At 70.9% G+C, this 23,687-nt stretch carries 26 protein-coding genes and 1 pseudogene; 19 read left to right on the forward strand and 8 right to left on the reverse strand.

Annotated elements, in window-relative coordinates:
* The first annotated feature begins 30 nt into the window (after window positions 1-30).
* Window positions 31-204 (forward strand): hypothetical protein, encoded by a 174-nt coding sequence (locus tag JOM49_RS38640; protein WP_209669254.1) that lies wholly within the window; start codon window positions 31-33, stop codon window positions 202-204.
* A gap of 92 nt (window positions 205-296) precedes the next feature.
* Here JOM49_RS38640 and JOM49_RS38645 read toward each other — a convergent pair whose 3' ends face one another.
* Window positions 297-671, reverse strand: a complete 375-nt coding sequence (locus JOM49_RS38645) for a HesB/IscA family protein (RefSeq protein WP_113693381.1) — start codon at window positions 669-671, stop codon at window positions 297-299.
* 159 nt (window positions 672-830) lie between these two features.
* Here JOM49_RS38645 and JOM49_RS38650 point away from each other — a divergent pair, with 159 nt between their 5' ends.
* The 3 genes from JOM49_RS38650 to JOM49_RS38660 all read left to right on the forward strand — a co-directional run bounded on the left by JOM49_RS38650 (window position 831) and on the right by JOM49_RS38660 (window position 2,859).
* On the forward strand, window positions 831-1,481 hold the full coding sequence (locus JOM49_RS38650) for a DUF3043 domain-containing protein (RefSeq protein ID WP_209669256.1): 651 nt from the start codon (window positions 831-833) through the stop codon (window positions 1,479-1,481).
* 166 nt (window positions 1,482-1,647) lie between these two features.
* Complete coding sequence (locus tag JOM49_RS38655; protein WP_209669258.1) at window positions 1,648-1,836, forward strand: hypothetical protein; 189 nt, start codon at window positions 1,648-1,650, stop codon at window positions 1,834-1,836.
* Between the two features lie 33 nt (window positions 1,837-1,869).
* Window positions 1,870-2,859 (forward strand): aldo/keto reductase family protein, encoded by a 990-nt coding sequence (locus JOM49_RS38660; RefSeq protein WP_209669260.1) that lies wholly within the window; start codon window positions 1,870-1,872, stop codon window positions 2,857-2,859.
* Between the two features lie 70 nt (window positions 2,860-2,929).
* Here the strand turns inward: JOM49_RS38660 and JOM49_RS38665 are convergent, their stop codons facing one another.
* A complete protein-coding gene (locus JOM49_RS38665; protein WP_372444238.1) occupies window positions 2,930-3,610 on the reverse strand; it encodes an IspD/TarI family cytidylyltransferase in 681 nt (226 codons plus the stop codon).
* A 50-nt stretch (window positions 3,611-3,660) separates the two neighbouring features.
* Here JOM49_RS38665 and cobT point away from each other — a divergent pair, with 50 nt between their 5' ends.
* Entirely contained in the window at window positions 3,661-4,722 is a 1,062-nt protein-coding gene (cobT, locus tag JOM49_RS38670; RefSeq protein ID WP_209669264.1) for a nicotinate-nucleotide--dimethylbenzimidazole phosphoribosyltransferase, read from the forward strand.
* Between the two features lie 53 nt (window positions 4,723-4,775).
* On the opposite strand, the gene JOM49_RS38675 is transcribed toward cobT, so the two are convergent.
* The gene (locus JOM49_RS38675) at window positions 4,776-5,879 is read right to left on the reverse strand and encodes a branched-chain amino acid aminotransferase (protein ID WP_209669266.1); all 1,104 of its coding nucleotides are present in this window, start codon (window positions 5,877-5,879) and stop codon (window positions 4,776-4,778) included.
* 72 nt (window positions 5,880-5,951) lie between these two features.
* Between JOM49_RS38675 and JOM49_RS38680 the strand changes: the two genes are divergently transcribed.
* Window positions 5,952-6,257 carry a hypothetical protein gene (locus JOM49_RS38680; RefSeq protein ID WP_209669268.1) on the forward strand — a complete coding sequence of 102 codons (306 nt, stop codon included), beginning with the start codon at window positions 5,952-5,954 and terminating at the stop codon, window positions 6,255-6,257.
* Window positions 6,258-6,267: 10 nt separating this feature from the next.
* Here JOM49_RS38680 and JOM49_RS38685 read toward each other — a convergent pair whose 3' ends face one another.
* Together JOM49_RS38685 and JOM49_RS38690 are read right to left on the reverse strand one after the other, a co-directional pair.
* Window positions 6,268-6,873, reverse strand: coding sequence for a ribonuclease FAU-1 family protein (locus JOM49_RS38685; protein WP_209669270.1), 606 nt, complete (start codon window positions 6,871-6,873; stop codon window positions 6,268-6,270).
* A complete protein-coding gene (locus JOM49_RS38690; RefSeq protein ID WP_209669272.1) occupies window positions 6,870-7,775 on the reverse strand; it encodes a hypothetical protein in 906 nt (301 codons plus the stop codon). The genes JOM49_RS38685 and JOM49_RS38690 overlap by 4 nt, the downstream gene beginning before the upstream one ends.
* A gap of 96 nt (window positions 7,776-7,871) precedes the next feature.
* Between JOM49_RS38690 and JOM49_RS38695 the strand changes: the two genes are divergently transcribed.
* Together JOM49_RS38695 and JOM49_RS38700 are read left to right on the forward strand one after the other, a co-directional pair.
* Window positions 7,872-9,374 carry a leucyl aminopeptidase gene (locus JOM49_RS38695; RefSeq protein ID WP_209669274.1) on the forward strand — a complete coding sequence of 501 codons (1,503 nt, stop codon included), beginning with the start codon at window positions 7,872-7,874 and terminating at the stop codon, window positions 9,372-9,374.
* Between the two features lie 4 nt (window positions 9,375-9,378).
* Window positions 9,379-10,404, forward strand: a complete 1,026-nt coding sequence (locus JOM49_RS38700; RefSeq protein WP_209669276.1) for an SMI1/KNR4 family protein — start codon at window positions 9,379-9,381, stop codon at window positions 10,402-10,404.
* Here JOM49_RS38700 and JOM49_RS38705 read toward each other — a convergent pair.
* Window positions 10,401-10,757, reverse strand: coding sequence for an oxidoreductase (locus JOM49_RS38705; RefSeq protein ID WP_209669278.1), 357 nt, complete (start codon window positions 10,755-10,757; stop codon window positions 10,401-10,403). The two genes, JOM49_RS38700 and JOM49_RS38705, sit on opposite strands and share 4 nt — an antisense overlap.
* 182 nt (window positions 10,758-10,939) lie before the next feature.
* Here JOM49_RS38705 and lpdA point away from each other — a divergent pair, with 182 nt between their 5' ends.
* The 7 genes from lpdA to lipB all read left to right on the forward strand — a co-directional run bounded on the left by lpdA (window position 10,940) and on the right by lipB (window position 18,512).
* Window positions 10,940-12,313 (forward strand): dihydrolipoyl dehydrogenase, encoded by a 1,374-nt coding sequence (gene lpdA / locus JOM49_RS38710; RefSeq protein WP_209669280.1) that lies wholly within the window; start codon window positions 10,940-10,942, stop codon window positions 12,311-12,313.
* Window positions 12,314-12,373: 60 nt separating this feature from the next.
* Window positions 12,374-14,200, forward strand: a complete 1,827-nt coding sequence (sucB, locus tag JOM49_RS38715) for a 2-oxoglutarate dehydrogenase, E2 component, dihydrolipoamide succinyltransferase (protein ID WP_209669282.1) — start codon at window positions 12,374-12,376, stop codon at window positions 14,198-14,200.
* Window positions 14,201-14,654: 454 nt separating this feature from the next.
* Window positions 14,655-15,713, forward strand: a complete 1,059-nt coding sequence (locus JOM49_RS38720; protein WP_209669284.1) for a serine hydrolase — start codon at window positions 14,655-14,657, stop codon at window positions 15,711-15,713.
* A 16-nt stretch (window positions 15,714-15,729) separates the two neighbouring features.
* Window positions 15,730-16,191 (forward strand): ArsR/SmtB family transcription factor, encoded by a 462-nt coding sequence (locus tag JOM49_RS38725; protein ID WP_209669286.1) that lies wholly within the window; start codon window positions 15,730-15,732, stop codon window positions 16,189-16,191.
* A gap of 38 nt (window positions 16,192-16,229) precedes the next feature.
* A complete protein-coding gene (locus JOM49_RS38730) occupies window positions 16,230-17,111 on the forward strand; it encodes a TIGR01777 family oxidoreductase (protein ID WP_209669289.1) in 882 nt (293 codons plus the stop codon).
* Window positions 17,108-17,761, forward strand: a complete 654-nt coding sequence (locus tag JOM49_RS38735) for a phosphatase PAP2 family protein (protein WP_209669291.1) — start codon at window positions 17,108-17,110, stop codon at window positions 17,759-17,761. The genes JOM49_RS38730 and JOM49_RS38735 overlap by 4 nt, the downstream gene beginning before the upstream one ends.
* A 1-nt stretch (window position 17,762) precedes the next feature.
* Window positions 17,763-18,512 (forward strand): lipoyl(octanoyl) transferase LipB, encoded by a 750-nt coding sequence (gene lipB / locus JOM49_RS38740; protein WP_209669293.1) that lies wholly within the window; start codon window positions 17,763-17,765, stop codon window positions 18,510-18,512.
* Here lipB and JOM49_RS38745 read toward each other — a convergent pair whose 3' ends face one another.
* Together JOM49_RS38745 and JOM49_RS38750 are read right to left on the reverse strand one after the other, a co-directional pair.
* Window positions 18,513-19,448, reverse strand: coding sequence for an LLM class F420-dependent oxidoreductase (locus JOM49_RS38745; RefSeq protein ID WP_209669295.1), 936 nt, complete (start codon window positions 19,446-19,448; stop codon window positions 18,513-18,515).
* An 11-nt stretch (window positions 19,449-19,459) separates the two neighbouring features.
* Entirely contained in the window at window positions 19,460-20,062 is a 603-nt protein-coding gene (locus JOM49_RS38750) for a TetR/AcrR family transcriptional regulator (RefSeq protein WP_209669297.1), read from the reverse strand.
* A gap of 144 nt (window positions 20,063-20,206) precedes the next feature.
* On the opposite strand from JOM49_RS38750, the gene JOM49_RS38755 reads away from it, so the two are divergent.
* From JOM49_RS38755 to JOM49_RS38770, 4 genes and pseudogenes are all read left to right on the forward strand, one after another.
* Window positions 20,207-20,683: a hypothetical protein gene (locus JOM49_RS38755; RefSeq protein WP_209669299.1), complete on the forward strand. Its 477-nt coding sequence runs from the start codon at window positions 20,207-20,209 to the stop codon at window positions 20,681-20,683.
* A gap of 10 nt (window positions 20,684-20,693) precedes the next feature.
* On the forward strand, window positions 20,694-21,650 hold the full coding sequence (locus JOM49_RS38760) for an oxidoreductase (RefSeq protein WP_209669301.1): 957 nt from the start codon (window positions 20,694-20,696) through the stop codon (window positions 21,648-21,650).
* Window positions 21,651-21,686: 36 nt separating this feature from the next.
* Window positions 21,687-22,688, forward strand: a complete 1,002-nt coding sequence (lipA, locus tag JOM49_RS38765) for a lipoyl synthase (RefSeq protein WP_209669303.1) — start codon at window positions 21,687-21,689, stop codon at window positions 22,686-22,688.
* Window positions 22,689-22,813: 125 nt separating this feature from the next.
* A pseudogene (locus JOM49_RS38770) lies at window positions 22,814-23,443 on the forward strand (DedA family protein); the annotation flags it as partial.
* Between the last annotated feature and the right edge of the window lie 244 nt (window positions 23,444-23,687).

Consider the following 23,687-nt stretch of genomic DNA (forward strand, 5'->3'; position numbering starts at 1 on the left):
AATCCGCCGAGCGCGCATACGTTCGGCTGCGTGAGCACACTTACCGAGCCCGAAACCATCGGCGAACTGATCGCCGATTGCGCCGACCTCCCCGCTGAACTGCACGCCTGCGCGAGCACCCCCGCCACGCCGAAGGCGGCACCGCACTGGACGGTCGACGAACGCTGCCACGCGCAGGTCGCCGAACTGGACGCTTACGTGTGAGCTGAAACACAGACAAAAGGCGGGACCGGATGCACCGGCCCCGCCTTTTTCACGTTTTGTCCCGATCGCGCCTCAGCGGGCCTCGGTGGACCTCAGTGGAACGAGTCACCGCACGCGCAGGACCCGGTGGCCTGCGGGTTGTCGATGGTGAAGCCCTGCTTCTCGATGCTGTCGACGAAGTCGATCACGGCCTCGGAGACGTACGGCGCGCTCATCCGGTCCACCGCCACGCGGAGGCCGTCGAAGTCGCGGAAGAGGTCACCGTCGAGGGTGCGCTCGTCGAAGAACAGCTGGTAGCGCAGGCCGGCGCAGCCACCGGGCTGGACGGCGATGCGCAGGTGCATGTCGTCGCGGCCTTCCTGCTCGAGCAGGGCTTTGGCCTTGGCGGCCGCGGCGTCGGTCAGGGTCACGCCGTGGGTGGCCTCGGCGGCCTCCGTCTGGCCACCGGTCTGCTCAGCGGTCGTCATGACTCTCCCTCGTGGTGTTGCGGTGGGCATGAGAACCCCGGTTACCCGGATCAACAACCCCGTTGCCCATTCTGTTCCACGCCCTCGGCGCGAACTCCATGGTGACACATCCCGCGCCCGGCTGAACGGGCGCGGGCGGGCCTGGAATACCCTGACGAGGTGAGGTTCCTGCGGCGTAACAGCACTACAGCCACCGACAGCCCCGACGATGCGGCCTCGGCGGTGACCGAGGTCTCCGACCAGACCAGGGGGGTCACCCCGAGCAAGGGCCGAGCCACGCCCAAGCGACGGGAGGCGGAGGCGAAGCGCCGCGGTCCGGTGGCCCCGCCGCCGAAGACCATGCGCGAGGCGATGAAGCGCAACAAGGAGCTCCGCAAGGCGAACCCCACCACCAAGGAGGACCGCCGCGCCGCCGCCAAGGAGCGCCGCGCCCGGATGGACGCCGGGGACGACAAGTACCTGCTGCCGCGCGACCGCGGGCCGGTCAAGGCCTACGTGCGCGACCTGGTCGACGCCAAGCGCAACCTGCTCGGCCTGTTCATGCCGCTGGCGCTGCTGGTGTTCGTCGCGCTGCTGGTGCCGAACGTGTCGATCCAGCGCTACGCCACCCTGCTGTGCACGGTGATGCTGCTGGGCATGGTGGTCGAGGGCTACTTCAACGGCCGCCGCGTGGCGAAGGCGGTGCGGGAGAAGTTCCCCAAGGAGACCGTCAAGGGCCGCTCGGTCGGCTGGTACGCCTTCATCCGCGCCAGCCAGATCCGCAAGCTGCGCGTCCCCAAGCCCCGCGTCAAGCCGGGCGACGCCGTCTAGTTCCTTCCGGCCCGGCCTCGAGTCCGGCTACACCGGCGGTGCCTGAATCCTTCGCACTGCTCGTCATATGGGGGCAGTGAGAAGAGCCCTCGCTCCCCAGGGAGCGACACACCCACGGGGCGCCGGTGAGCACGCCTCGGGACTCGTCCGGCGGCGAGGGTTGGTTGTGCCAGCGACTCCGTGGATCGTCGACGTCCTCAAGCTCACCCCGCTCGCGGCGATCGCCGTGCTGCTGCTCCCGCACCTGACCGGCCTGCTGTTCAACGGCCTCTTCCTCTGGCGCGCGGCACCCGAATGGGAGTTCTCCTACGAAGCGCTCGGCGTGAAGCTGCGCTGTGGTCCACCAGGTCCTTAGCAAGGCGAACGATGAGCGGCTAGGCTCGGCACCATGGAGTTTCGACGCCTCGGCCGCAGTGGCCTGAACATCAGTGAGATCTCGTACGGCAACTGGCTCACCCACGGCTCCCAGGTCGAGGAGGAGCAGGCGCAGGCGTGCATCAAGGCCGCGCTGGAGGCCGGGATCACCACCTTCGACACGGCCGACGTCTACGCGAACACAGCCGCCGAGTCCGTGCTGGGCCGCGGCCTGGCCGGGCAGCGCCGCGAGAGCCTGGAAATCTTCACCAAGGTCTTCTGGCCGACCGGCCCGAAGGGGCCCAACGACAAGGGCCTGAGCCGCAAGCACATCATCGAGTCGGCCAACGCGTCGCTGAAGCGGCTCGGCACCGACTACATCGACCTCTACCAGGCGCACCGGTTCGACCGCACGGTACCGCTGGAGGAGACCTTCCTCGCCTTCGCCGACCTGGTCCGCCAGGGCAAGGTGCTCTACGTCGGCGTCTCGGAGTGGACCGCCGAGGAGATCACCCGCGGCGCCGCGCTGGCGCGTGAGCTGCACGTGCCGTTCATCTCGAACCAGCCGCAGTACAACGCCCTGTGGCGGGTGATCGAGGCGCAGGTCATCCCGGCTTCCGAGCGGGAGGGCCTCAGCCAGATCGTCTGGTCGCCGATCGCGCAGGGTGTGCTGACCGGCAAGTACAAGCCGGGCCAGCCGCTGCCCGAGGGCTCGCGCGCCACCGACGAGAAGGGCGGCGCGAACTTCGTCCAGCGCTACCTGAACGACGACGTGCTGACCCGCGTGCAGAAGCTGGAGCCGCTGGCCGCGGAGGCCGGGCTGTCGCTCGCTCAGCTGGCCGTGGCGTGGGTGCTGCAGAACCCGAACGTGGCCTCGGCGATCATCGGTGCTTCGCGGCCGGACCAGGTGCACGAGAACGTGAAGGCGGCGGGCGTCAAGCTCGACGCGGACCTGCTCGCCAAGATGGACGACATCCTGGACGGCGTCATCGAGCGGGACCCCTCCCTCACCAAGTCGCCATAACCCGGCGGCCTGAATGCTAGGAGTGGGGCATTACTTGCGTTCATTGCAAGTAATGCCCCACTCATAGCGTTCACGGCAGGGTGCCGGTGGTGCGGAGCAGGTGTTCCACCACCCGCAGGTCGTGCGGGTAGGTGACCTTGAGGTTCCGTTCCTCCCCCGGCACCCAGTGCACCGGCAGGTCCGCGAACCGTTCCATGCAGGACGCGGTGTCCGTGCCGATGAAGCCTTCGCGGTCCGCCTGTTCGTAGGCGGCCAGCAGCGGTCCGGCCCGGAAGCCCTGCGGGGTCTGCACACGCACGGCTCCTTCGAGCACACCGTCGAATCCGGTGCCGTCCTCGGTGGCGACCACGACGTCGTCGGCGGTCAGGCCGGGGACCGCGCCACCGAACTCCCGCGCCGCCTCCAGCACCGCGGTGATCAGGGTGGTCGACGCCAGCGGGCGCGCGCCGTCGTGGATGAGCACGGTGTCGATCTCCCCGCTGCCGATGCGCCCCGAGAGGTGCCGCAGGGCCCGAAGTTCCGATTCCTGCCTGCTGGCACCGCCGTGCACCAGTTCCACGTCGAGATCGCCGACCACCTCGCGCGCGAAGTCCTCGTCCTGCGGGCGGATCACCAGCAGCAGCACGCCGAACTCCGGGATGCCCGCGAAGGCGTCGAGGGACCAGCAGGCCAGCCTCCGCCCCGCGAGTGGGAGGTACACCTTGTTCAGCTCGGCGCCCACGCGGCTGCCAGAGCCGCTCGCCAGCACCACACCCGCCGCGGTCGTCACGGCCGAAAGCATAGGGGCGGTAGCGTGGGCGCGTGCTCACCCACGAGGCTGCCGACTTCCCCGAACTCCCCCTTCCGGATGAAATCGCCCGCGCGGAAGCGCAGCGGCTGACCGGAACGCTGATCACGCCGAACGGCTCGCTCGGACGGCTCGAAGAACTGGGCGCCTGGATCGCCGCCTGCCAGGGCCAGGCCCCGCCGCGGCCGTTCACCCGCCCGCGGGTGGTGGTCTTCGCCGGTGACCACGGGATCGCCGCGAACGGCGTCTCGGCTTATCCGGCCGAGGTGACCGGCCAGCTCGTCGGCGCGACGCTCACCGGCGGCGCCCCGCTCAACGTCTTGGCCACGGTCGCCGGGGCGACCGTGCGCGTGGTGGACCTGGCGGTGGACCGCGAGGGCTCCGCGACGCCGGAAGCCGCCGATCTGAAGGTGCGCCGCGGTTCGGGCTCGATCGCGACCGAGGACGCGCTGTCCGAAGAGGAAGTGCACGCCGCGATCCAGGCGGGCCGCACGATCGCGGACGCCGAAGTGGACAGTGGGGCCGATCTGCTCGTCGCCGGGGAGATCGGTGTCGCCAGCAGCACCCCGGCCTCCGTGCTGGTGGCCGCGCTGACCGGCGCCGAACCGGTCGCCGTGGTGGGCCGGGGTTCCGGGATCGACGACAACGCGTGGATGCGCAAAGCCGTCGCCATCCGCGATGGCCTGCGCCGGGCGCGCGCGGTCCTCGCGGACCCGGTCGCATTGCTGCGCACCACCGCGGGCGCGGACATCGCCGCGATCACCGGCTTCCTCGCGCAGGCCGCCGTCCGCCGGACGCCGGTGCTGCTGGACGGCCTCGTCGTCGGCGCGGCCGCTCTGGTCGCGGAAGAACTGGCGCCGGGCGCGCGCAACTGGTGGGTGGCCGCGCAACGGTCGAGCGAACCGGCGCACGCGCTGGTGCTGGAACACCTGGACCTGGACCCGATCCTCGACTTGCACCTGCGCGTCGGCGGGGGCAGCGGCGGCGCCACCGCCCTGCCGCTGCTCACCATGGCGGCCCGGGTACTCGCGGAAACCAGCACCTACGAACAGTCCGGCGTCACCCCGCCGAAGTGACACGAATGTGGCTTTGGGGGCGGAATCGGCCCCCAAAGCCACATTTGTGTCCACTACTTGAGCGGCTGCATCCACCCGTGCGGGTCCGGGCGGTGCCCCTCCTGGATGCCGGTCAGCTGCTCCCGCAGCTTCATCGTCAGCGCGCCCGGCTCACCGGAGCCCATGACGAACTCGCCGCCGTCGTACTTGACGCGGCCGACCGGGGTGATCACGGCGGCCGTGCCGCAGGCGAAGACCTCGGTCAGCTCGCCGGAGGTCGCCGCCTCTTCCCATTCCGCGGTGGAGATGCGGCGCTCTTCGACCGCGAGCCCGTTGTCCGCGGCCAGCCGCAGCAGCGAAGCCCGCGTCACCCCCGGGAGCAGCGCGCCCGAAAGCTCCGGCGTCACCACCCGCGCGTCGGCGCCCGAGCCGAAGACGAAGAACAGGTTCATCCCGCCCATCTCCTCGACCCAGCGGTGCTCCACCGCGTCCAGCCAGACCACCTGGTCGCACCCCTGCTCCACGGCCTGCGCCTGCGCCAGGAACGAGGCCGCGTAGTTGCCGGCGCACTTGGCGAACCCGGTCCCGCCCGGCGCCGCGCGCACGTATTCGGTGGACAGCCACACGCTCACCGGCTTCACGCCACCGGCGAAGTAGGACCCGGCGGGCGAGGCGATCACGCTGAAGAGGTACTCGCTCGCCGGCGCGTTCACCCCCAGCCCGACCGACGTGGAGATCATGAACGGGCGCAGGTACAGCGATTCGCCCGCCTTCGTCGGCACCCAGCGCTCGTCCACCGCCACCAGCTCGCGCAGGGACTCCAGGAACAGCTCGTCGGGCAGCTCCGGCATCGCCATGCGCACCGCGGAGCGGCGGAACCTGGCGGCGTTCGCGTCCGGCCGGAAGGACGCGATCGAGCCACCTGGCTGGCGGTAGGCCTTGAGGCCCTCGAAGATCGCCTGGCCGTAGTGCAGCACCGAAGTGGCCGGGTCCAGGCTGATCGGGCGGTACGGGCCGACTTCCCCGTCGTGCCAGCCCTTCTGCGAGTCGTAGCGGAGGGTGACCATGTGGTCGGTGAAGTACGTCCCGAAGCCCGGCTTGGCCAATACCTCGGCGACCCGCTGGGAGCTGGCCGCGTCCGGGTTCGGGGTATGGGTGAAGGGCATCGTGGTCGTCATGCGAAGACGATAACTCTTAGTTGGACGTCAGAGTATTCCGCGCCCGGCACCCGGTCCCGCTAGGCTGGAACCGTGACCTACCAACCCGCTCAGCCCGCCGAGGGCAACAGTGTGTCCGCCGGCGGGGCCTCGGACGTGAAGACCTTCGTCGCCGCCGCGCTGCTCCCGTTCTCCGCCGGTCTGCTGGTGCTCGTCGGCGCGCTGCTGATCGGGGTGTTCGGCGGCCTCCTCGGCGTGGTCGCCGCGATCTTCGGGGCCGTCTGGTGGCGCAGCCTCAACGGCAAGAAGATGTTCCCGCGCGACATCGCCAAGGGGCCGATGATCGGGCTCTCGGTGGCGTCGGTGCTGCTGGTGCTGCTCGTCGTGCTGATGGTCTGAGCCGGACGAGCTACAGCTCCGGCCGCGGCCACGCGGGGTCGGGCACGAAGGCGGTCCACGTGCCGTCGAACGGGTAGCTGCCCGCCTCGATCAGCCGGATCACCCGCTCGCCCTCGGCACGCAGCCGGTCGAGCTGCGCCGCGGTGAGCCGTCCGACGGCCACCGCGGCCTCCGCCTCGTCCTCGTCCTTCCACATCCAGGTGCGGTCCGGGGCCACGGCGAGGTCGAGCACGCCGTCGATCCGGTCGACGCCGTCGCCCGTGCGCCCCAGCGGGATCTCCAGGTTCACGTACCAGCCGGTGAACCGCAGGTCCTCGTCGAAGAACCACCACACCGAGGACCATTCGCCGTCCACCACCCGGCGCACGTTCGACGTGCCGTGCCAGGTCGACGGGTAGCGCTCACGCGGCAGCCGGAACCGCTCGGCCAGCGGCGCTTCCCGCATCGTCCGGCCGTCGGCCAGCCGGGTGCCGAGGATCGAGGTGCCCGCGGGCAGCCAGCCCACCAGTTCGGTGCCGTCGTCGGCGAGCACCCGCAGCGGGTGCACCTGCCCGGCGCTGCCGTCCGGCCGGTGGAAGCGGTACCGCACCGTGGAGCCAGGCGCAAAACCCATCATGGCCACACCGTACCGAGCATGATCAGCAGGATCCCGGAGCTCAGCACCACCACCGTGCCGCGGGCGGTGGACCGGCCGAGCACCCCGGCGGCGAACAGTTCGACCAGCGTCAGCACGGCGGCGATCCGCAGCGCCTGGAACGGGTCGAGCACGGTGGCCAGCACCGCGGCGAGGAGCCCGCCCCCGAGCACGGGCCAGCGCCCGGCTTCCTCCTGCGCCGAGGCGAGCGAGCCGAGGCTCGCCGAAACGGTGGCCAGCGCGGCCACCACGGCGAGCATGGTCCCCAAGGCGGGTGCGTCGGCGGCGGCGAGCAGGTCACGCAGGGAGGTCGCCGACAGCCCCAGCCGGAACGGGCCGAGCTGGTACAACGCGGCCGCCGAGAGCGCCAGCAGCGCGGCCACCGGCGCGGCGGGCCACCAACGCCGATCGGTCTTGTCTGTCTTGAGCAACGGCACCACCACGACCGCCGCGAGCAGCACGCCACCCACCCCCGGCTGCCGCCCGGGCTGGGCCTGTTCGACGGGCGGGATGGCCAGGCACAGCACGATCAGCGCGAGCCCGGCGGCCAGCAGCGTGCCGGTGATCCAGCGGGCGGTGGACTCCGAAGGCCGCAGGCCGAGCGCCTGCGCGAGCACCAGCACCGCGACCACCACCCCGGCCGACCACGAGGGCGCGCCCGGGATGACGTAGGCGGCGAAGGCCGAGCCGAACAGCGGCAGCAGGCCGATCCGGGCAGCCGCGCGGGTGCCCGCGGCCAGCCGTCCGCCCGCGTAGGGAAGACCGGCGGCCAGCCAGGCGAGCAAGCCGGCGAGCGCGATCCCGGCGGGCAGCCACCACCCGGCCGCCGCGGCGGCCGCGGCGAGCACGACCAGGGAACCGGCCCCGACGAGCACCTCGGCCACCTACCTCTCGCACCGACCCGAGTTGTCATTAGCATGGCTCACGATCAGTCCGGGCCACCCGCCCGGTACCGCCGACGCGAACGCACGAGGACGACGATGACCTTGCCGAAGCTTGCCCTGTCCGAGAACACCGAGGCCGCGCTGGGGAAGACCCGCGCCGAGGTGATCGTCGTCGGCACCGTGCAAGGTGAGGACGGGCCCACCCTCGCCCCCGGCGCCGAAGCCGTCGACGCCGCCTTCGACGGCAAGCTGGCCAAGGTGCTGTCCACCCTCGGTGCCGCGGGCAAGGCCGAAGAGGTCGTCAAGCTGCCGACGCTGGGCCGCACCGGCGCCGACGTGGTGCTGGCCGTCGGCCTGGGCAAGGCAGGCGCCGGCGGCATCACCCCCGAGCAGGTCCGCCGCGCCTCCGGTGCCGCCGCCCGCGCGCTCCACGGCACCGGCCGCGCCTTCACCACACTGTCCGCTGTGGACCTCCAGGCCACCGTCGAGGGCACCGTGCTCGGCGCGTACAGCTTCACCGAGTACAAGTCCGAGCCCGGCGACGGCCCGCTGTCCACTGTGGACATCGCCAGCCCTGCCGATGGCAACGCCCGCGAGCACCGCGCCACGCTGAAGGCGGCCACCGCGATCGCCGAGGCGGTCACCATCGCCCGCGACCTGATCAACACCCCGCCGAACGACCTGTTCCCGGCCTCCTTCGCCGACCGCGCGAAGAAGCTGGCCGACGCGAACAAGCTGGAGATCGAGGTCCTCGACGAGAAGGCCCTCAAGCGCAAGGGCTTCGGCGGCATCCTGGGCGTCGGCGGCGGCTCCTCGCGCCAGCCGCGCCTGCTGCGCGTGGCCTACACGCCCGCCAAGGCGAAGAAGAAGATCGCACTGGTCGGCAAGGGCATCACCTTCGACTCGGGCGGCATCTCGATCAAGCCCGCGGCGAACATGGACCACATGACCTCCGACATGTCCGGCGCGGCAGGCGTGCTCGCGTCGGTGGTGCTGGCGGCGAAGCTGAAGTACCCGCTCGAGGTCGTCGCGCACATCCCGCTCGCGGAAAACCTGCCGTCGGGCACCTCCTACCGGCCCGGCGACGTGCTGACCATGTACGGCGGCAAGACCGTCGAGGTGCTCAACACCGACGCCGAAGGCCGCCTGGTGCTGGCCGACGCGATCGTGCGCGCGGGCGAGGAGAACCCGGACTACCTGATCGAGACCTCCACGCTGACCGGCGCGCAGGTGGTCGCGCTGGGCAACCGGACCGCCGGGATCATGGGCTCGGACGAGTTCCGCGACCGCGTGGCCGAGATCGCCAGGGCCACCGGCGAGGGCGGCTGGGCCATGCCCCTGCCCGAGGAACTGCGCGCCGACCTCGACTCGCGCCTGGCCGACCTGGCCAACATCACCGGTCACCGCTGGGGCGGCATGCTCGCCGCCGGCATCTTCCTGCGTGAGTTCGTCGCCGACGACCTGCCCTGGGCGCACATCGACATCGCGGGCCCGTCGTTCAACACCGGCGGCCCGTGGGGCTACACCGCCAAGGGCGGCACCGGCGTCCCGGTGCGCACCATCGCCGCGGTGCTGGCGGACATCGCCGACCGCGGCTGAGCGGTTGCACGAGCAGCTCGAACCGGCCGTGAGCGCGGTGCTCACGGCCGGTGGGCCGCAGGCCGACCGGGCCGTCGGGGACACCGCGCTGCTGCTGGCCGGCAGCGGGTTCCCCGGCGAGGCGGACCGGCTGGTGCGCACCTGGCTCTCGGCCACCGGACGGCCGGTGACGGCGCTGGTGACCACGCCGGTGCACGCCCGCGCGTGGGCGATGCTGTTCGAAGCACTCGGGGAACGACCGAAGTGGGCCGGCGCGCTGCTCCCGCTCGACCTCGATGCCGAAGAAGCCGCGCACCGCGCCCATCTGAGCCGTCCGGTCCCTTCCCTGCCGACCGGCCTGCTCGGCGACTCGACCGCCGGGCGCATCGTCTCCGGGCTCGCCGAGCACCTGGAAAAGGGCGCGGAAGACCCCACGAAGACGGCCTTGCTGCGGGCCGAAGACCTCGCGCGCGACGGCGATCCGGAGGCCGCGCGGGAAGCCTTGGCCGAATGGGCCGCCCTGCGCCCGTCGATGCCGGCGGCGTTGGCGTGCCGTCACCTCGCGCCGTTGCTGGTCGCCGGAGCCGACCCGCTCGACCTCGGGGAAGATCACGCGACCGCGCTGGCCGCCGAACTGATCGCCGCGCTGCGCACGCGGCACGCGCCGGACACCGCCTCGCTGGACTGGCCCGCGCTGGTCGGCCGGATACTGGAACTGCGCGAGCAGACCGGCCGGGCCCCGGCGTCCACAAGGGACACCGCGGCCGCGGAAGCCCGGCTGGGCCGGGAATTACCGCCCGACTACCGGGAATTCCTGCACACCAGTGACGGCCTGCCCGCGGACGTGACCTTCCCTCGCCTGCTCGCCGCGGCCGAACTCACCGCGCACGGCGGTGTGGTGCCGATCAGCGAAGCCGGTGAAAGCATGATCCTGCTCTCACCGGCGTCGTCGGGCTGGGTCGTCGTCCAGACCGATCCCGTGCTCGGCACCAGCACCCACCGCACTTTCCGCGAACTGCTGGAAGAACACCTGCGGCTGCTGGAATCCTAGGAAGGGCGCCGCTTCTGCCGCTCGGTGTATTCGCGCATGCGCTGGGGGTAACCCACCTTCGACACCTCGTAGACCGGGATCGAGCGCTTCTTCCCGAACTGCTGCGCCGCGTCCAGGCTGCCGATCCGGCGGCGCGTCCACTCGCCGTCGTGCGCGATCAGCACGACCGTGGTCTCGGTGACCGTGGTCCGGGGTTCCACATAGGCCTCCACCCCCTGCCTGCTGCCCGACCACTCGTCCAGGTGCCGCGTGTCGTCCGGGGTGGACTTGCGCAGCGTTCCCGGCTTGCCGGCACCCTTCCCGCCGCCCTTGCCACGCCTGCGCAGCGAGTCGAAAAGACCCACACCGACCACCCTCTCTCGAAGCCGCTGACCCATCCATTATCGCCCTGGTGCAGCGGGTGTGTCGGCACACACCCGGCTAGGTCGCAAGCGTGCCGGACGAGGTGACAAGATGAGGTGTGTTCCGCGCGCGCGAGTAACTCGCGCGCGGGCGGACGAGCACCATCGCCGAGCTCTTGCTAGGAGTTATCAACGTGACCGACACCTCCGCTGACCTGGTGATCCTTGGTGGCGGATCGGGCGGGTACGCCGCGGCATTCCGCGCGGCCGAGCTCGGCCTTTCCGTCATCCTGATCGAGAAGGACAAGCTGGGTGGGACCTGCCTGCACCGCGGGTGCATCCCGACCAAAGCCCTGCTGCACGCGGCGGAGGTCGCCGACTCGGCCCGCGAGAGCGAGCAGTTCGGCGTGAAGGCCACCCTGGAGGGCATCGACATCGCCGGGGTGAACAAGTACAAGGATTCGATCGTCTCGCGGCTCTACAAGGGGCTGCAGGGCCTGGCCAAGGCCCACAAGGTCACCCTGGTCGAGGGCAGCGGCACCTTCGTCGGCGGCACCAGCGTCGAGGTCGAGGGCACCCGGTACACCGGCAAGAACGTCATCCTGGCCACCGGCTCCTACTCGAAGACGCTGCCCGGCCTGGAGCTCGGCGGGCGCGTCATCGCCAGCGAGCAGGCGCTGTCGCTGGACTACATCCCGAAGAAGGCCGTGGTGCTCGGCGGCGGCGTGATCGGGGTGGAGTTCGCCAGCGTGTGGGCCTCCTTCGGCACCGAGGTGACCATCGTCGAGGCGCTGCCGCGGCTGGTCCCGAACGAGGACGAGTTCGCCTCCAAGCAGCTCGAGCGCGCCTTCCGCCGTCGCAAGATCACCTTCAAGACCGGCGTGAAGTTCACCGGCGCCAAGCAGGACGACGACGGCGTGAGCGTGTCGCTGGAGTCCGGCGAGACCATCGAGGCCGACCTGATGCTGGTCGCGGTCGGCCGCGGGCCCAACTCGGCCGGGCACGGCTACGAGGAGGCGGGCGTCACCATGGAGCGCGGCTTCGTGCTCACCGACGACCGCCTGCGCACCAACCTGCCGAACGTCTACGCGGTCGGGGACATCGTGCCGGGACTGCAGCTCGCGCACCGCGGTTTCCAGCAGGGCATCTTCGTGGCCGAGGAGATCGCCGGGCTGGAGCCGCGAACGGTGGACGAGGCCGGCATCCCGCGGGTGACCTACTCGCACCCCGAGGTCGCCTCGGTCGGCCTCACCGAAGCGCAGGCCAAGGAGCGCTACGGTGCTGACGTGGTCACCTTCACCTACGACCTCGGCGGCAACGGCAAGAGCCAGATCCTCAAGACCTCCGGTGCGGTCAAGCTGATCAAGGCGCCGGACGGGCCGGTCATCGGCCTGCACCTGGTCGGGGACCGCGTCGGCGAACTGATCGGCGAGGCGCAGCTGATCTACAACTGGGAGGCCTTCCCGGAGGACATCGCCCCGCTCATCCACGCCCACCCCACCCAGTCCGAGGCCCTCGGCGAAGCACACCTAGCCCTGGCCGGCAAGCCACTGCACGTGCACAGCTGACGACCGCAAGTCAACCCAAAGACCGCACCAGAACCATTTCATCAAGGGAGTCAGCAGAAAATGGCCTACTCCGTCACATTGCCGGAGCTCGGGGAGAGCGTCACGGAGGGCACCGTCACCCGGTGGCTCAAGCAGGAGGGTGACCGGGTCGAGGTCGACGAGCCGTTGCTCGAGATCTCCACCGACAAGGTGGACACCGAAGTGCCCTCCCCCGTGGCGGGCACCGTGCAGCGCATCGTGGCCGCCGAGGACGAGACCGTCGAGGTCGGCGGCGAGCTCGCGGTGATCGACGACGGTTCCGGCGGCGGCGAGTCCGCCCCGGCCGAGCAGTCGGCCCCCGCCCAGGAGCAGGCGCCCGCGCAGGAGTCCCAGCCGGAGCCCGAGCCCGAACCGGAGCCGGAGCCGGAGCCCCAGCAGCAGCAGTCGTCTTCGTCGTCTGGCGGCGGTTCCGCTCAGGGCACCCCGGTGACGCTGCCGGAACTCGGCGAGAGCGTCACCGAGGGCACCGTCACCCGCTGGCTCAAGCAGGTCGGCGACACCGTCGAGGTGGACGAGCCGCTGCTCGAGATCTCCACCGACAAGGTGGACACCGAGGTGCCGTCGCCGGTGGCGGGCACCGTGCTGGAGATCAGCGTCGGTGAGGACGAGACCGTCGAGGTCGGCGGGCAGCTGGCCGTGGTCGGCGACGCGGGTTCCGCGCCGCAGGCCCAGGAGTCCCAGCCGGAATCCCAGCCGGAGCCGAAGGAAGAGCCGAAGCCGGAACCCAAGCCCGAGCCGAAGCCCGAACCCAGGCCTGAGCCCAAGCAGGAAGCGCCGAAGCAGGAGGAGGCTCCCCGCCAGGAAGCCCCGAAGCAGCAGGCACCCCAGCAGCAGGCCCCGGCACCGGCGCCGAGCAAGCCCGCGGCCGACGCGAACGGCGCTTCCTCGCCGTACGTCACGCCGCTGGTGCGCAAGCTGGCTTCGGAGAACGGCATCGACCTCGGCTCGCTGACCGGCAGCGGTGTCGGTGGCCGCATCCGCAAGCAGGACGTGCTCGCCGCGGTCGAGGAGAAGCAGAAGCAGCAGGCCGCTCCGGCGCCGGCCGCCCAGCAGGAAGCCCCGTCCGCTCCGGCTCCCGCGGCCGCCGCTCCGGCTCCGGCCGCCGGTGGTCAGGACAAGTCGGCGCTGCGCGGCACCGTGCAGAAGGCCAACCGGATCCGGCAGATCACCGCGCTGAAGACCAAGGAATCGCTGCAGGTCTCGGCGCAGCTGACCCAGGTGCACGAGGTCGACGTCACCAAGATCGCCCGGCTGCGCCAGCGCGCGAAGGCGGCGTTCAAGGAGCGCGAGGGCATCAACCTCACGTTCCTGCCGTTCTTCGCCAAGGCCACGGTCGAGGCGCTCAAGCAGCACCCGAACGTGAACGCGTCGTACAACGAGGAGACCAAGGAGATCACCTACCACGGTGCGGTCCACCTCGGCATCGCGGTGGACACCGAAAAGGGTCTGCTGTCGGTGGTCATCCACGACGCCGGTGAGCTGAACCTGGCCGGGCTCGCGCACAAGATCGCCGACCTGGCGGCCCGCGCGCGGACGAACAAGATCAAGCCCGACGAGCTGACCGGTGGCACCTTCACGGTGACCAACATCGGCAGCAACGGCGCGCTGTTCGACACGCCGATCATCGTGCAGCCGCAGTCCGGCATGCTCGGGACCGGCGCGGTGGTGAAGCGCCCGGTGGTGATCAGCGACTCGGACGGCAACGACACCATCGCCGTTCGGTCGATGGCGTTCCTGCCGCTGACCTACGACCACCGCCTCATCGACGGCGCCGACGCCGGCCGCTTCGTCACGACGATCAAGCAGCGCCTCGAAGAGGGCAACTTCGAGGACGAACTGGGCCTGTAACCCGCCAGTTCCGACACGGGGCACCACCCACGCGGTGGTGCCCCGTTCTGCTACCCACCCCCGAACCCCACACTCACGCACCCGCGTCCCACACTCGTGCAGCCGAACCCCACACTCAGGCGGCCGAATCACACGTTCGCGTCGCCGAGCCTCACACTCAAGCCGCCGAACTACACGGTCCGGCAGCCGAACCCCACATTCGCGTGCTCGAATCCCGCGCCCGGGATCGCCGCGGCCACGGCTCAGCCATCGGCGCGAAGGTCTCCGGGCGTCGGCTCCGTCTACGCGAACGTGGAGTTCGGCTGCGCGAGTGCGGAACTCGGCTACCTGAACGTGAGGTTCGGGTGCCTGAGCGTGGGGTTCGCGTGCCTGAACGTGAGATTCGGGAGGGCGTTGGTTGACAGGGGGCGGTTGTCCAATATTCTAGAATTACGGAATTCTAGAGGAGGGCATCATGCTCAACCGCCGTAAGTTGCTGTTGTCAGTGGCCGCGGCGGGCTCGGCCGCGTTGTTGCCGCCACCGCGGGCCCAGGCCCAGCCGTCCCCGACGGCCGAGTGGCTCGACTGGATGGCCGCGAACCGCGCCAAAGTGGGTGCGATGGTCGACGACGGTGCCGGTCGCGTACTCGCCCACCGGGCAAACGAACCCATGGTCCTGGCCTCGACGGTGAAGATCGTGCACCTGACCGCGTACGCGCAGGCCGTCGCAGAGGGCAGGCTCGATCCCGCCGAGCAGATCCGCGTCGGTGACTGGGACATCCGCCACCCGTACGTCAGCGACGGCGGCGCCCACCGCGCCGCGCTGACCGCGCTGGGCATCCCCTGCGACGAGTTCGGCATCGCCCACGACCCCGAGCGGCTGGTCACGCTGGACCAGATCGCCGCCGCGATGATCCTCTTCAGCGACAACGCCGCCCCGGACTACCTGCGCCACCGGCTCGGGCAGCGCGCGCTCGTCAAGGCGGCGAACTGGTCCCGCCCGGACTTCCGGTCGATGCAGGGCGAAGTCCTGCAGTTGATCATGCCGGAACTGTGCGGCCCCAACCCCGCCGCGCGCCGCGCGATCGGTGACGCGCTCGCCGCCAAGTTCATCCACAGCGCGGAATTCCGCCGCCACACGATGAACCGCATCCCGGCCATGCCCAGCACCAGCGCCCAGCAATGGCCGTGGACCAGTGGTCACATGCGGGGCACCGCCGCCGACCTCGCCGGGCTGCACCGCGCGGTGGCGGCCACCGGCGGACTCGCCCGCGACCACCTCGAGCGCCCACTCGCGTCACTCGTACCCGAGGGCGCGACGGCCGTCGGCTTCAAGGGCGGCAGCTTCCCCAGGACCCTCACCATGGGCATGAGCGTGCGCTGGAAGGACGGCCGCATCGGCTCGCTCGCCCTCCTGCTGACCGGTATCAGCGACGAACAACAGGCCGGATTCGAGGGTTTCCTCACCGCCGGCCTGGACGCGCTGAGCACCTCGTCGGGGTTCGACGGGCTGGCGCGAGCGCTGGGTGCCTGACCGGCATGCTGGTGCCATGAGCGCCGAGTTGAGCGAGCGGGTCGCGGAGCTGGAACGGCGGGTCGCCGCGCTGGAAGGCCAGCCAGTGGAAGAAGTCCCGGACGACGGCGGGGTGATCACCTACGCCGGTCAGCTCACCCGTCCTGGGGAGTTGGAGTGGCAGGTCACCCTGCCCTCCTCCCGCGTGCTGGCGTTGGAGGACCAGCCGCGGATCGAGGTGCTCTCCGCGCTGGCCCATCCGGCGCGGGTGGCGATCGTGCGGCGGCTCGCCGAGCACGGCTCACAACCCGGTGCGGCACTGCAGGAAGCCGCCGAACTCGGCTCGGCCGGGCAGTTCTACCACCACCTCAAGGCACTGACCGGCGCCGGCGTCGTCGAGCAGGACAAACGCGGTAGCTACCGGCTCAAACCGCGGGCGGCGATCCCGGCGCTCGTGCTGCTCGCGGCCGCCGCCGACATCGCGGGCCAGTTGCGGTAGGCCAGCCGGTTCCACCGGGTGATGGCAGGATCGACGGCATGCGAGTACTCATCGCCGGATCCAGTGGCCTGCTCGGCAACGCGCTCACCGCCCGCCTGCGGGCCGGGGGCCACGAGGTCGTCCGGCTCGTCCGCCGCGAGACCCGCAAACCGGACGAGTTCAGCTGGGACCCGCCTGCCGGGCGCGTCGCCGACGGCGCCTTCGACGGCACCGACGCGGTGGTCAACCTGTGTGGGGCGCCACTGCTCCCCCAGCGCTGGAGCGCGGCGCGCAAGCAGGTCATCGTCGACAGCCGGGTCGAACCGACCGAGGTGCTCGCGGAAGCGGTCGCCGAGCACGGGATTCCGGTGCTGGTCAACGCTTCCGCCGTCGGTTACTACGGCAACGCCGGTTCGGCGCTGCTCGAAGAGTCGGCCCCGAACGGCGACGGTTTCCTCGCGAACCTCTGCGACGCTTGGGAAAACGCCACCACCGCGGCAGGCGACGCGCGCGTGGTCCGCGTGCGCACGGGCTTGGTGCTCTCCGGCGACGGCGGCCTGCTGGGTCCGTTGAAGCCGCTGTTCTCCTTGGCACTGGGCGGAAAACTCGGCGACGGCACGCAGTACATGCCGTGGATCGCCGAGGAGGACCAGATCTCCGCGCTGGAGTTCGCGGTGACCAGCGACCGCCTGTCCGGCCCGGTCAACGTCTGCGGCCCGCTGCCGGTGACCAACGCCGAGTTCACCCGCGAGTTCGGCCGCGTACTCAACCGCCCGGCGCCGTGGTGGGTGCCGGCCCCGGCGATGAAACTGGCGATCGGCCAGGCCGCCGAGGAAATGGCGCTGGCGAGCCAGCGGGCCGTGCCGCGGGCGCTCGAGGACGCCGGGTTCGAATTCGAGTACAGGACGGTCGGTGACGCACTCGCCGCCGCTGTGCGATGACCGCCGGGCTGGCCCGCGCGCTGCGCGTTCGCTGGAGCCTGTTCGGCGGGGTGCTGCTGCTCGCGTTCACCGTGCTGGGGCTGGCCGTGCGCGACCGGCCGTGGGGGCTGGACGTGGCGCTGCTCTGGGCGTTGCACGGCGAATGGCTGGACGCGCCGGGCCTGGTCGCCGGGGTCCTCAGCAACATCTTCGGCCCGGTGCTGCCGGTCGCGCTCGGGCTCGCGTTGACAGTCGCCGCGGTTCGCGCGTACCGCGGCGGTGACCGGGTGCGGGCCAGCCTGCTCGTCCGGGTGACGGTGGTGCTGGTGCTGTGCCGGTTGACCAGTTTCGTGTTCAAGCCGCTGTTCGAACGCGACCGCCCGCGCGAATACCCCGACCTGAGTTACCCGAGCGGGCACGTGGTTTCCGTGGCCAGCACCGGGTTCGCCGCGGTGCTCCTGTGTGCGTGGCTGGCGCCGCGGCTGCTGCGGCGGATGACCTTCCTGGCGCTCGCCGCGACCGCGGTGGCGGCGGCCTGCCGGGTGGTGCTTTCGGTCCACTGGTTCACCGACACGCTCGGCGCGGTGCTCGCCGTCGGTGGTGTGGGTCTGGTCTCAGCGGTGGCATTGCGCCTGCTCCCCGTCTTATCGGATCGGGGTCCGGCGGCGTAGCGTGGCGGGGGTGACCACCTCCTCCTGCCGTGACGCCCGCGAAGCCGTCGACGTACGCCTGCTCGGCACGATCGACTACCTCGAGGCGTGGGATCTGCAACGCACGACCGCGACGGCCCGCGCCGACGGCGAGGGGCCGGACACGCTGTTCCTGCTGGAGCACCCGTCGGTCTACACCGCGGGCAAGCGGACCGAACCGGGCGACCGGCCGGTCGACGACACCCCGGTGATCGACGTGGACCGCGGCGGGAAGATCACCTGGCACGGTCCGGGGCAGCTGGTCGGCTACCCGATCGTGAAGCTGGCCGACCCGATCGACGTGGTCCAGTACGTGCGGCGCCTGGAAGAGGGCCTGATCGCGGTGTGCGAGGGCTTCGGCGTGCACGCCGGCCGGGTCGAGGGCCGCAGCGGGGTGTGGATCCCGGCCGACGACCGCGGCCCCGAGCGCAAGATCGCCGCGATCGGCATCCGCGTGCAGCGCGGGGTGACCATGCACGGCTTCGAGCTGAACTGCAACCCGGACCTGGGCGCGTTCGACAAGATCGTGCCGTGCGGCATCCGCGACGCCGGGGTGACCTCGCTGTCGTTCGAGGTGGGCCACGAGGTGACCGTCACCGAGGCGCTGGCGCCCGCGCGCGACGCGGTGCTGGCGGCGCTGGAGGGCGGCCTCCCGGTCCGCGAGGACCGCTGGCTGCCGCGCCCGGCCGCCCCCAGCGCCGACGGTGTCACCTTCGTGCTGCAGAACTCCTGATCAGCCGAGCTGGCGCGCCACCTCGGCGGCGATCAGCTCCAGGTGATCCAGGTCGGACAGGTCGAGCACCTGCAGGTAGAGCCGGGTGATGCCGGTCTTCTCCACCCAGGCGCCGATCTTGTCCACGGCTTCGGCGGGCGCCCCGGCGATGCCGTTCTGCCGCACCTCGTCGGGTTCCCGCCCGATCGCCGCGGCCCGGCGGGTGAACTCGGCTTCGTCGCGGCCGATCGCCACCACCTGCGCGGCCGACCGCACGATCTCCTTGCCGTCGCGGCCGATCTCGGCGGCGGCCGCCTCGACCCGCTGGAACTGCGCGAGCGCGGTGTCGGCGTCGGTGAAGGGCAGGTTGAACTCGTCGGCGTAGCGCGCGGCGAGCTGCGGGGTCCGCTTCTTGCCCCCACCGCCGATGATCACCGGCGGCCGCGGGCGCTGGACCGGCTTGGGCAGCCCGGGTGCCTCGGCGAGCTGGTAGTGCTCCCCGTCGAAGCTGAAGGTCTCCCCTTCCGGGGTCTCCCACAGGCCGGTGAGCACGGCGAGCTGCTCGCTGTAGAGGTCGAAGCGTTCCTTGATCTCCGGCATCGGGATGCCGTAAGCGGTGTGCTCGGCGTCGTACCAGCCGGACCCGAGGCCGAACTCGACCCGGCCACCGGACATCTGGTCCACCTGCGCCACCGCGATCGCCAGCATCGACGGATGCCGGAAGGTGGCGGCGGTGACCAGGGTGCCGAGCCGGATGCGCTGGGTCTCGCGGGCGAGCGCGCCGAGGGTGACCCACGCGTCGGTGGGCCCCGGCAGCCCGGAGGCCGAGCCCATCTTCAGGATGTGGTCGGAGCGGAAGAACGCGTCGTAGCCCAGTTCTTCGGCGGCTTTCGCGACGCGCAACTGGTCGTCGTAGCTGGCGCCCTGCTGGGGTTCGGTGAAGATCCTTAGTTCCACGGGTACCGAATCTACGCGTGTTCCGGCGTGACCCTGATCCGGCTCAGCAGGGCGATCACCACGGCTTCGACCTCGGCGCTGACCTGCTGCGGGTCCGCCGAACCGGCGATCACCGTGGCCGCCGAGGACAGCGCGCCGAACAGCAGCCGCGAGGTGGTGTCCACCGGGACCTGCTCGAGTTCACCGGCGTCGACCAGTTCCTCGATGCTGTCGCGGACCAGGCCGAAGCTGAAGTGCTCCTCGGCCTCGCGCCAGCGTTCCCAGCCCATCACCACCGGCGCTTCGTGCACCACGAGCCGCTGGTACTCCGGTTCGAGGCAGCACTTGATGAAGGTGCGCAGGCACAGCACCGCCCGCTCCCACGGCGCTTCGGGCCCGTTGCGCACTTTTCGCAGGCGGTCGATCACTTCGTTCTCCACCGCGTCGAAAGCGGCCTCGAACAACGCCTGCTTCCCGCTGAAGTGGTGGTAGAGCGCGCCTTTGGTGACCCGGGCGCGGCGGGCCACCTCGTCGAGCGACGTACCGGCGTACCCGCGCTGGGTGAACAACTCCACCGCGCTGGTGACCAGTGCCGACCGGGTCGACTCCGAGTAGTCCAGCCGACGGGACCTCATGGGGACCACTTTGTCAGCACGGCCACAACCTTACGCCACCACCAGCGGAACATACCCGTGGTACGGTACCGCCAGTCAGGACCGTACCGGGAGTATGCCGCAAACCCGCGGTATGTCCCCGCTCACGGCAAGGGGGCTCCGACCATGAGCTGGAACGACCACTACCGCCGCCGCGACGCCATCGACGCCGTGCTGCGACGGGCGAAACGCGACCCCGCCGGACCGCTGCCGCGCACCGGGGTCTTCGCCTCGGATCGCGAGCTGGTGCTGGCCCTGCAGCACAAGTGGTCGCTGATCCTCGGCGGGCACCTGCGGGTCCGGCTGTGCGAGACCGACGGCGACGAACTGGACGCCGTCACCCGCGCTTGGCGGGCCGCGAGCGCCGCGCAGCCGACCCTGCGCGCGGTGCTCGACGCACACCTCGACCGCTTCCCGGAAACCGCGCCGATGCGCGAGGCCGAGCTGCGGATGCTCGCCCAGGCCGCCGGTCTCTCCGAGCCGGGTGACTCCGCCGAGCAGGTGACGAAGGTCGGCCTGGCGCTGGAAAGCCTGCTGCTCGGGGCGTCCTCGAAGGCACACGCCGGCTGTGCCGTGCGGCGACTGGTGCTGCCGAACGCTTAACCTGCTGGGCATGACTGGGACCAAGTGGACCGAGGCGGACATCCCGGCGCAGGACGGCCGCACGGTGGTGATCACCGGCGCCAACTCCGGCCTGGGCCTGCGCAGCGCGGTGGTGCTCGCGGAGAAGGGCGCGCGGGTGCTGCTCGCCTGCCGGTCGGCGGAACGCGGGCAGCGCGCGCTCGGCGAGGTGGCCGAGGTCGCCACCGGCCCGGCGCCGGAGCTGGTCCGGCTGGACCTGGCGTCGCTGGATTCGGTGCGCGAGGCGGCCGCCGAGATCCGCAAGTCCACCGGTGACTCGGTCGACGTCCTGCTCAACAACGCCGGCCTGATGGCGCCGCCGCAGGGGCACACCATCGACGGCTTCGAGACGCAGTTCGGCACCAACCACCTGGGGCACGCCGCGCTGACCTGGCTGCTGATGCCCGCTCTGCGTGCGGCCGAGGGCGTCTCGCGCGTGGTCACCCTGTCGAGCGTGGTCGCGACCGGCGCCCGGATCAGCCTGAACGACCCGAACTTCGAGACGCGGCGGTACTTCCCGGCGATCGCTTACGGCCAGTCGAAACTGGCGAACCAGGTGTTCGCGCTGGAGCTGGACCGGCGACTGCGGGCGGCGGGCGAGCCGGTGCTCAGCGTGGCCGCGCACCCGGGGTACACCCGGTCGGGCTTGTCGTCGGGCATGGCGAACGCGCAGCGCAACGCGGTACTGCGGACGGTCGTCGGCGCGGGAACCGTGATCAGCGACCAGCTGTTCGCGCAGAGCACGCGGATGGGCACGCTGCCGCAGCTCTACGCGGCCACCGCACCCGAGGTCGAAGGCGGCGCGTACTACGGCCCGGACGGCTTCGCCGGGACGCGTGGCTTCCCCACCCGGGTGCGGCCGCTGGGGCCCGCGCGGAACGAGCCGCTCGGCGCCGGACTGTGGCAGCTCACCGCGGAAATGACCGGGATCACGCCGGACCCGGCTTGATCGGGTGCGGTCGGATCCGGGCGTACGCTGGTCTTCGTGAGTGCTGCCCCGGATGGTCGGAAGCTGTTGCGGCTCGAGGTTCGCAACAGTCAGACGCCGATCGAGAAGAAGCCGTCGTGGATCAAGACGCGGGCGCGGATGGGTCCGGAGTTCACCGAGTTGAAGGGCTTGGTGCGCCGGGAGGGTCTGCACACCGTCTGTGAGGAGGCGGGTTGTCCCAATATCTATGAGTGTTGGGAAGACCGTGAGGCGACGTTCCTGATCGGTGGGGATCAGTGCACGCGGCGGTGTGATTTCTGCCAGATCGACACGGGCCGCCCGGCGGAGCTGGACCGTAGCGAGCCGCGCAAGGTCGCCGAAAGCGTTCAGGCGATGGGGCTGCGTTATTCCACGGTCACCGGTGTCGCCCGCGACGACCTGCCCGATGGTGGCGCCTGGTTGTATGCCGAGACCGTGCGCCAGATCCACGCGCTGAACCCGGGTACCGGGGTGGAGTTGCTGATCCCGGATTTCAACGCCGACCCCGAGCAGTTGGCTGAGGTGTTCGGGTCGCGGCCGGAGGTGCTGGCGCACAATGTGGAGACGGTGCCGCGGATCTTCAAGCGTATCCGTCCCGGTTTCCGCTACGCGCGGTCGCTGGAGGTCATCACCGCCGCCCGTGAAGCAGGTTTGGTGACCAAGTCGAACCTGATCCTGGGCATGGGTGAGACCCCGGATGAGGTGGGTCCGGCGATGCGGGATTTGGTGGATGCGGGGTGCGAGATCCTGACGATCACCCAGTACCTGCGGCCGTCGCCGCGGCATCATCCGGTGGATCGGTGGGTGAAGCCGGAGGAGTTCGTGGAGCACTCGCAGGCCGCCGAGGCGATGGGTTTCGCCGGGGTGATGGCGGGTCCGCTGGTGCGTTCGTCGTACCGGGCCGGGCGGTTGTACACGCAGACCAAGGCCCACCGTGGTGAGGAGCTGCCGGAGAACCTGGCACACCTGACCTCGCAGGGCCCCGCGGCGCAGGAGGCCACCAGCCTCCTGAGCCGCTAGTCGTACGCCCGCGTACCACCAAAGTGGGTGAAATCCCCTGACGAAAGGTTGACGCGCGATGGCTAGGGTCGCATTAGCCTGAACGGGCTTGCTGATCCGCCGAAGCGAACTGAGGGGACTTTCACGTGGCACTGGTGACCGACATTCTCGACTGGCTCCGCGCGCTGCCGCCCGCGGGCGTCACCGCCGGGGCCGGCCTGCTGGTGTTCGGGGAGTGCACCCTCGGCCTGGGCTTCATCGCACCCGGCGAGACCGGCTTGTTCATCCTCGGCACCACTGTGGACAGCGCGCCGAAGTTCCTGCTGATGTGGCTGGTCACCACCGTCTGCGCGATCGCCGGTGACTCGGTCGGCTACCTGCTCGGCAAGAAGTTCGGGCCACGGCTGCGGCAGACCAAACTCGTGCAGAAGCACGGCGCCGACGGCTGGGACAAGGCCTGCGACTTCCTGCGGCGCAGGGGTTCCTGGGCGGTGCTGATCGCGATCTTCCTGCCGGTCATGCGAACCCTGATCCCGGCCGCCGCGGGCGCCTCGGGCCTGCCGTTCCGGCGGTTCCTGCCACCGGTGGCCGTCGGTGCCACCGCGTGGTGCGCCCTGCACATCGGCATCGGCGCCGCCGCCGGGGAAGCCGCCGAACAACTGGAGTCCGCGGTCGGCAAGGGCAGCTGGATCGTGCTGGCCCTCATCGCCGCCGCCTTCGTCGCCTTCATCCTGCTGAAGCGCAAGCGCGCCGAAGCCAAGTCCACCCCCGAGGCGGACACCACCCCCGACGCGGACCTCACCACCCCCGACGCGGACCCCACCTCCACACCCGGCTCCTCCACACCCGCCTCCAGCTCCTCCAGCACCCCGGCCCGCGCCACCGCCACCACCTCCGCCACCTCCGACCACAACCCAAACCGCCCCCAATAGCCCGCGCCCCCAACACCCCCCACTCGCCCCCGAGCCCACGCCCGGGGGCGAGCCCACGTCCACACCCCCGAACCCCACGTTCGCGCAC

Source organism: Amycolatopsis magusensis (assembly GCF_017875555.1).
Taxonomy (GTDB): Bacteria; Actinomycetota; Actinomycetes; order Mycobacteriales; family Pseudonocardiaceae; genus Amycolatopsis; species Amycolatopsis magusensis.

Coding starts and splice junctions, on each gene's coding strand:
- JOM49_RS38695 (WP_209669274.1), top strand. CDS start 7,872: ATGACCTTGCCGAAGCTTGCCCTGTCCGAGAACACCGAGGCCGCGCTG.
- JOM49_RS38750 (WP_209669297.1), bottom strand. CDS start 20,062: ATGAGGTCCCGTCGGCTGGACTACTCGGAGTCGACCCGGTCGGCACTG.
- JOM49_RS38685 (WP_209669270.1), bottom strand. CDS start 6,873: ATGATGGGTTTTGCGCCTGGCTCCACGGTGCGGTACCGCTTCCACCGG.
- JOM49_RS38675 (WP_209669266.1), bottom strand. CDS start 5,879: ATGACGACCACGATGCCCTTCACCCATACCCCGAACCCGGACGCGGCC.
- JOM49_RS38735 (WP_209669291.1), top strand. CDS start 17,108: ATGACCGCCGGGCTGGCCCGCGCGCTGCGCGTTCGCTGGAGCCTGTTC.
- JOM49_RS38720 (WP_209669284.1), top strand. CDS start 14,655: ATGCTCAACCGCCGTAAGTTGCTGTTGTCAGTGGCCGCGGCGGGCTCG.
- sucB (WP_209669282.1), top strand. CDS start 12,374: ATGGCCTACTCCGTCACATTGCCGGAGCTCGGGGAGAGCGTCACGGAG.
- JOM49_RS38660 (WP_209669260.1), top strand. CDS start 1,870: ATGGAGTTTCGACGCCTCGGCCGCAGTGGCCTGAACATCAGTGAGATC.
- JOM49_RS38645 (WP_113693381.1), bottom strand. CDS start 671: ATGACGACCGCTGAGCAGACCGGTGGCCAGACGGAGGCCGCCGAGGCC.
- JOM49_RS38725 (WP_209669286.1), top strand. CDS start 15,730: ATGAGCGCCGAGTTGAGCGAGCGGGTCGCGGAGCTGGAACGGCGGGTC.
- JOM49_RS38755 (WP_209669299.1), top strand. CDS start 20,207: ATGAGCTGGAACGACCACTACCGCCGCCGCGACGCCATCGACGCCGTG.
- JOM49_RS38730 (WP_209669289.1), top strand. CDS start 16,230: ATGCGAGTACTCATCGCCGGATCCAGTGGCCTGCTCGGCAACGCGCTC.
- JOM49_RS38760 (WP_209669301.1), top strand. CDS start 20,694: ATGACTGGGACCAAGTGGACCGAGGCGGACATCCCGGCGCAGGACGGC.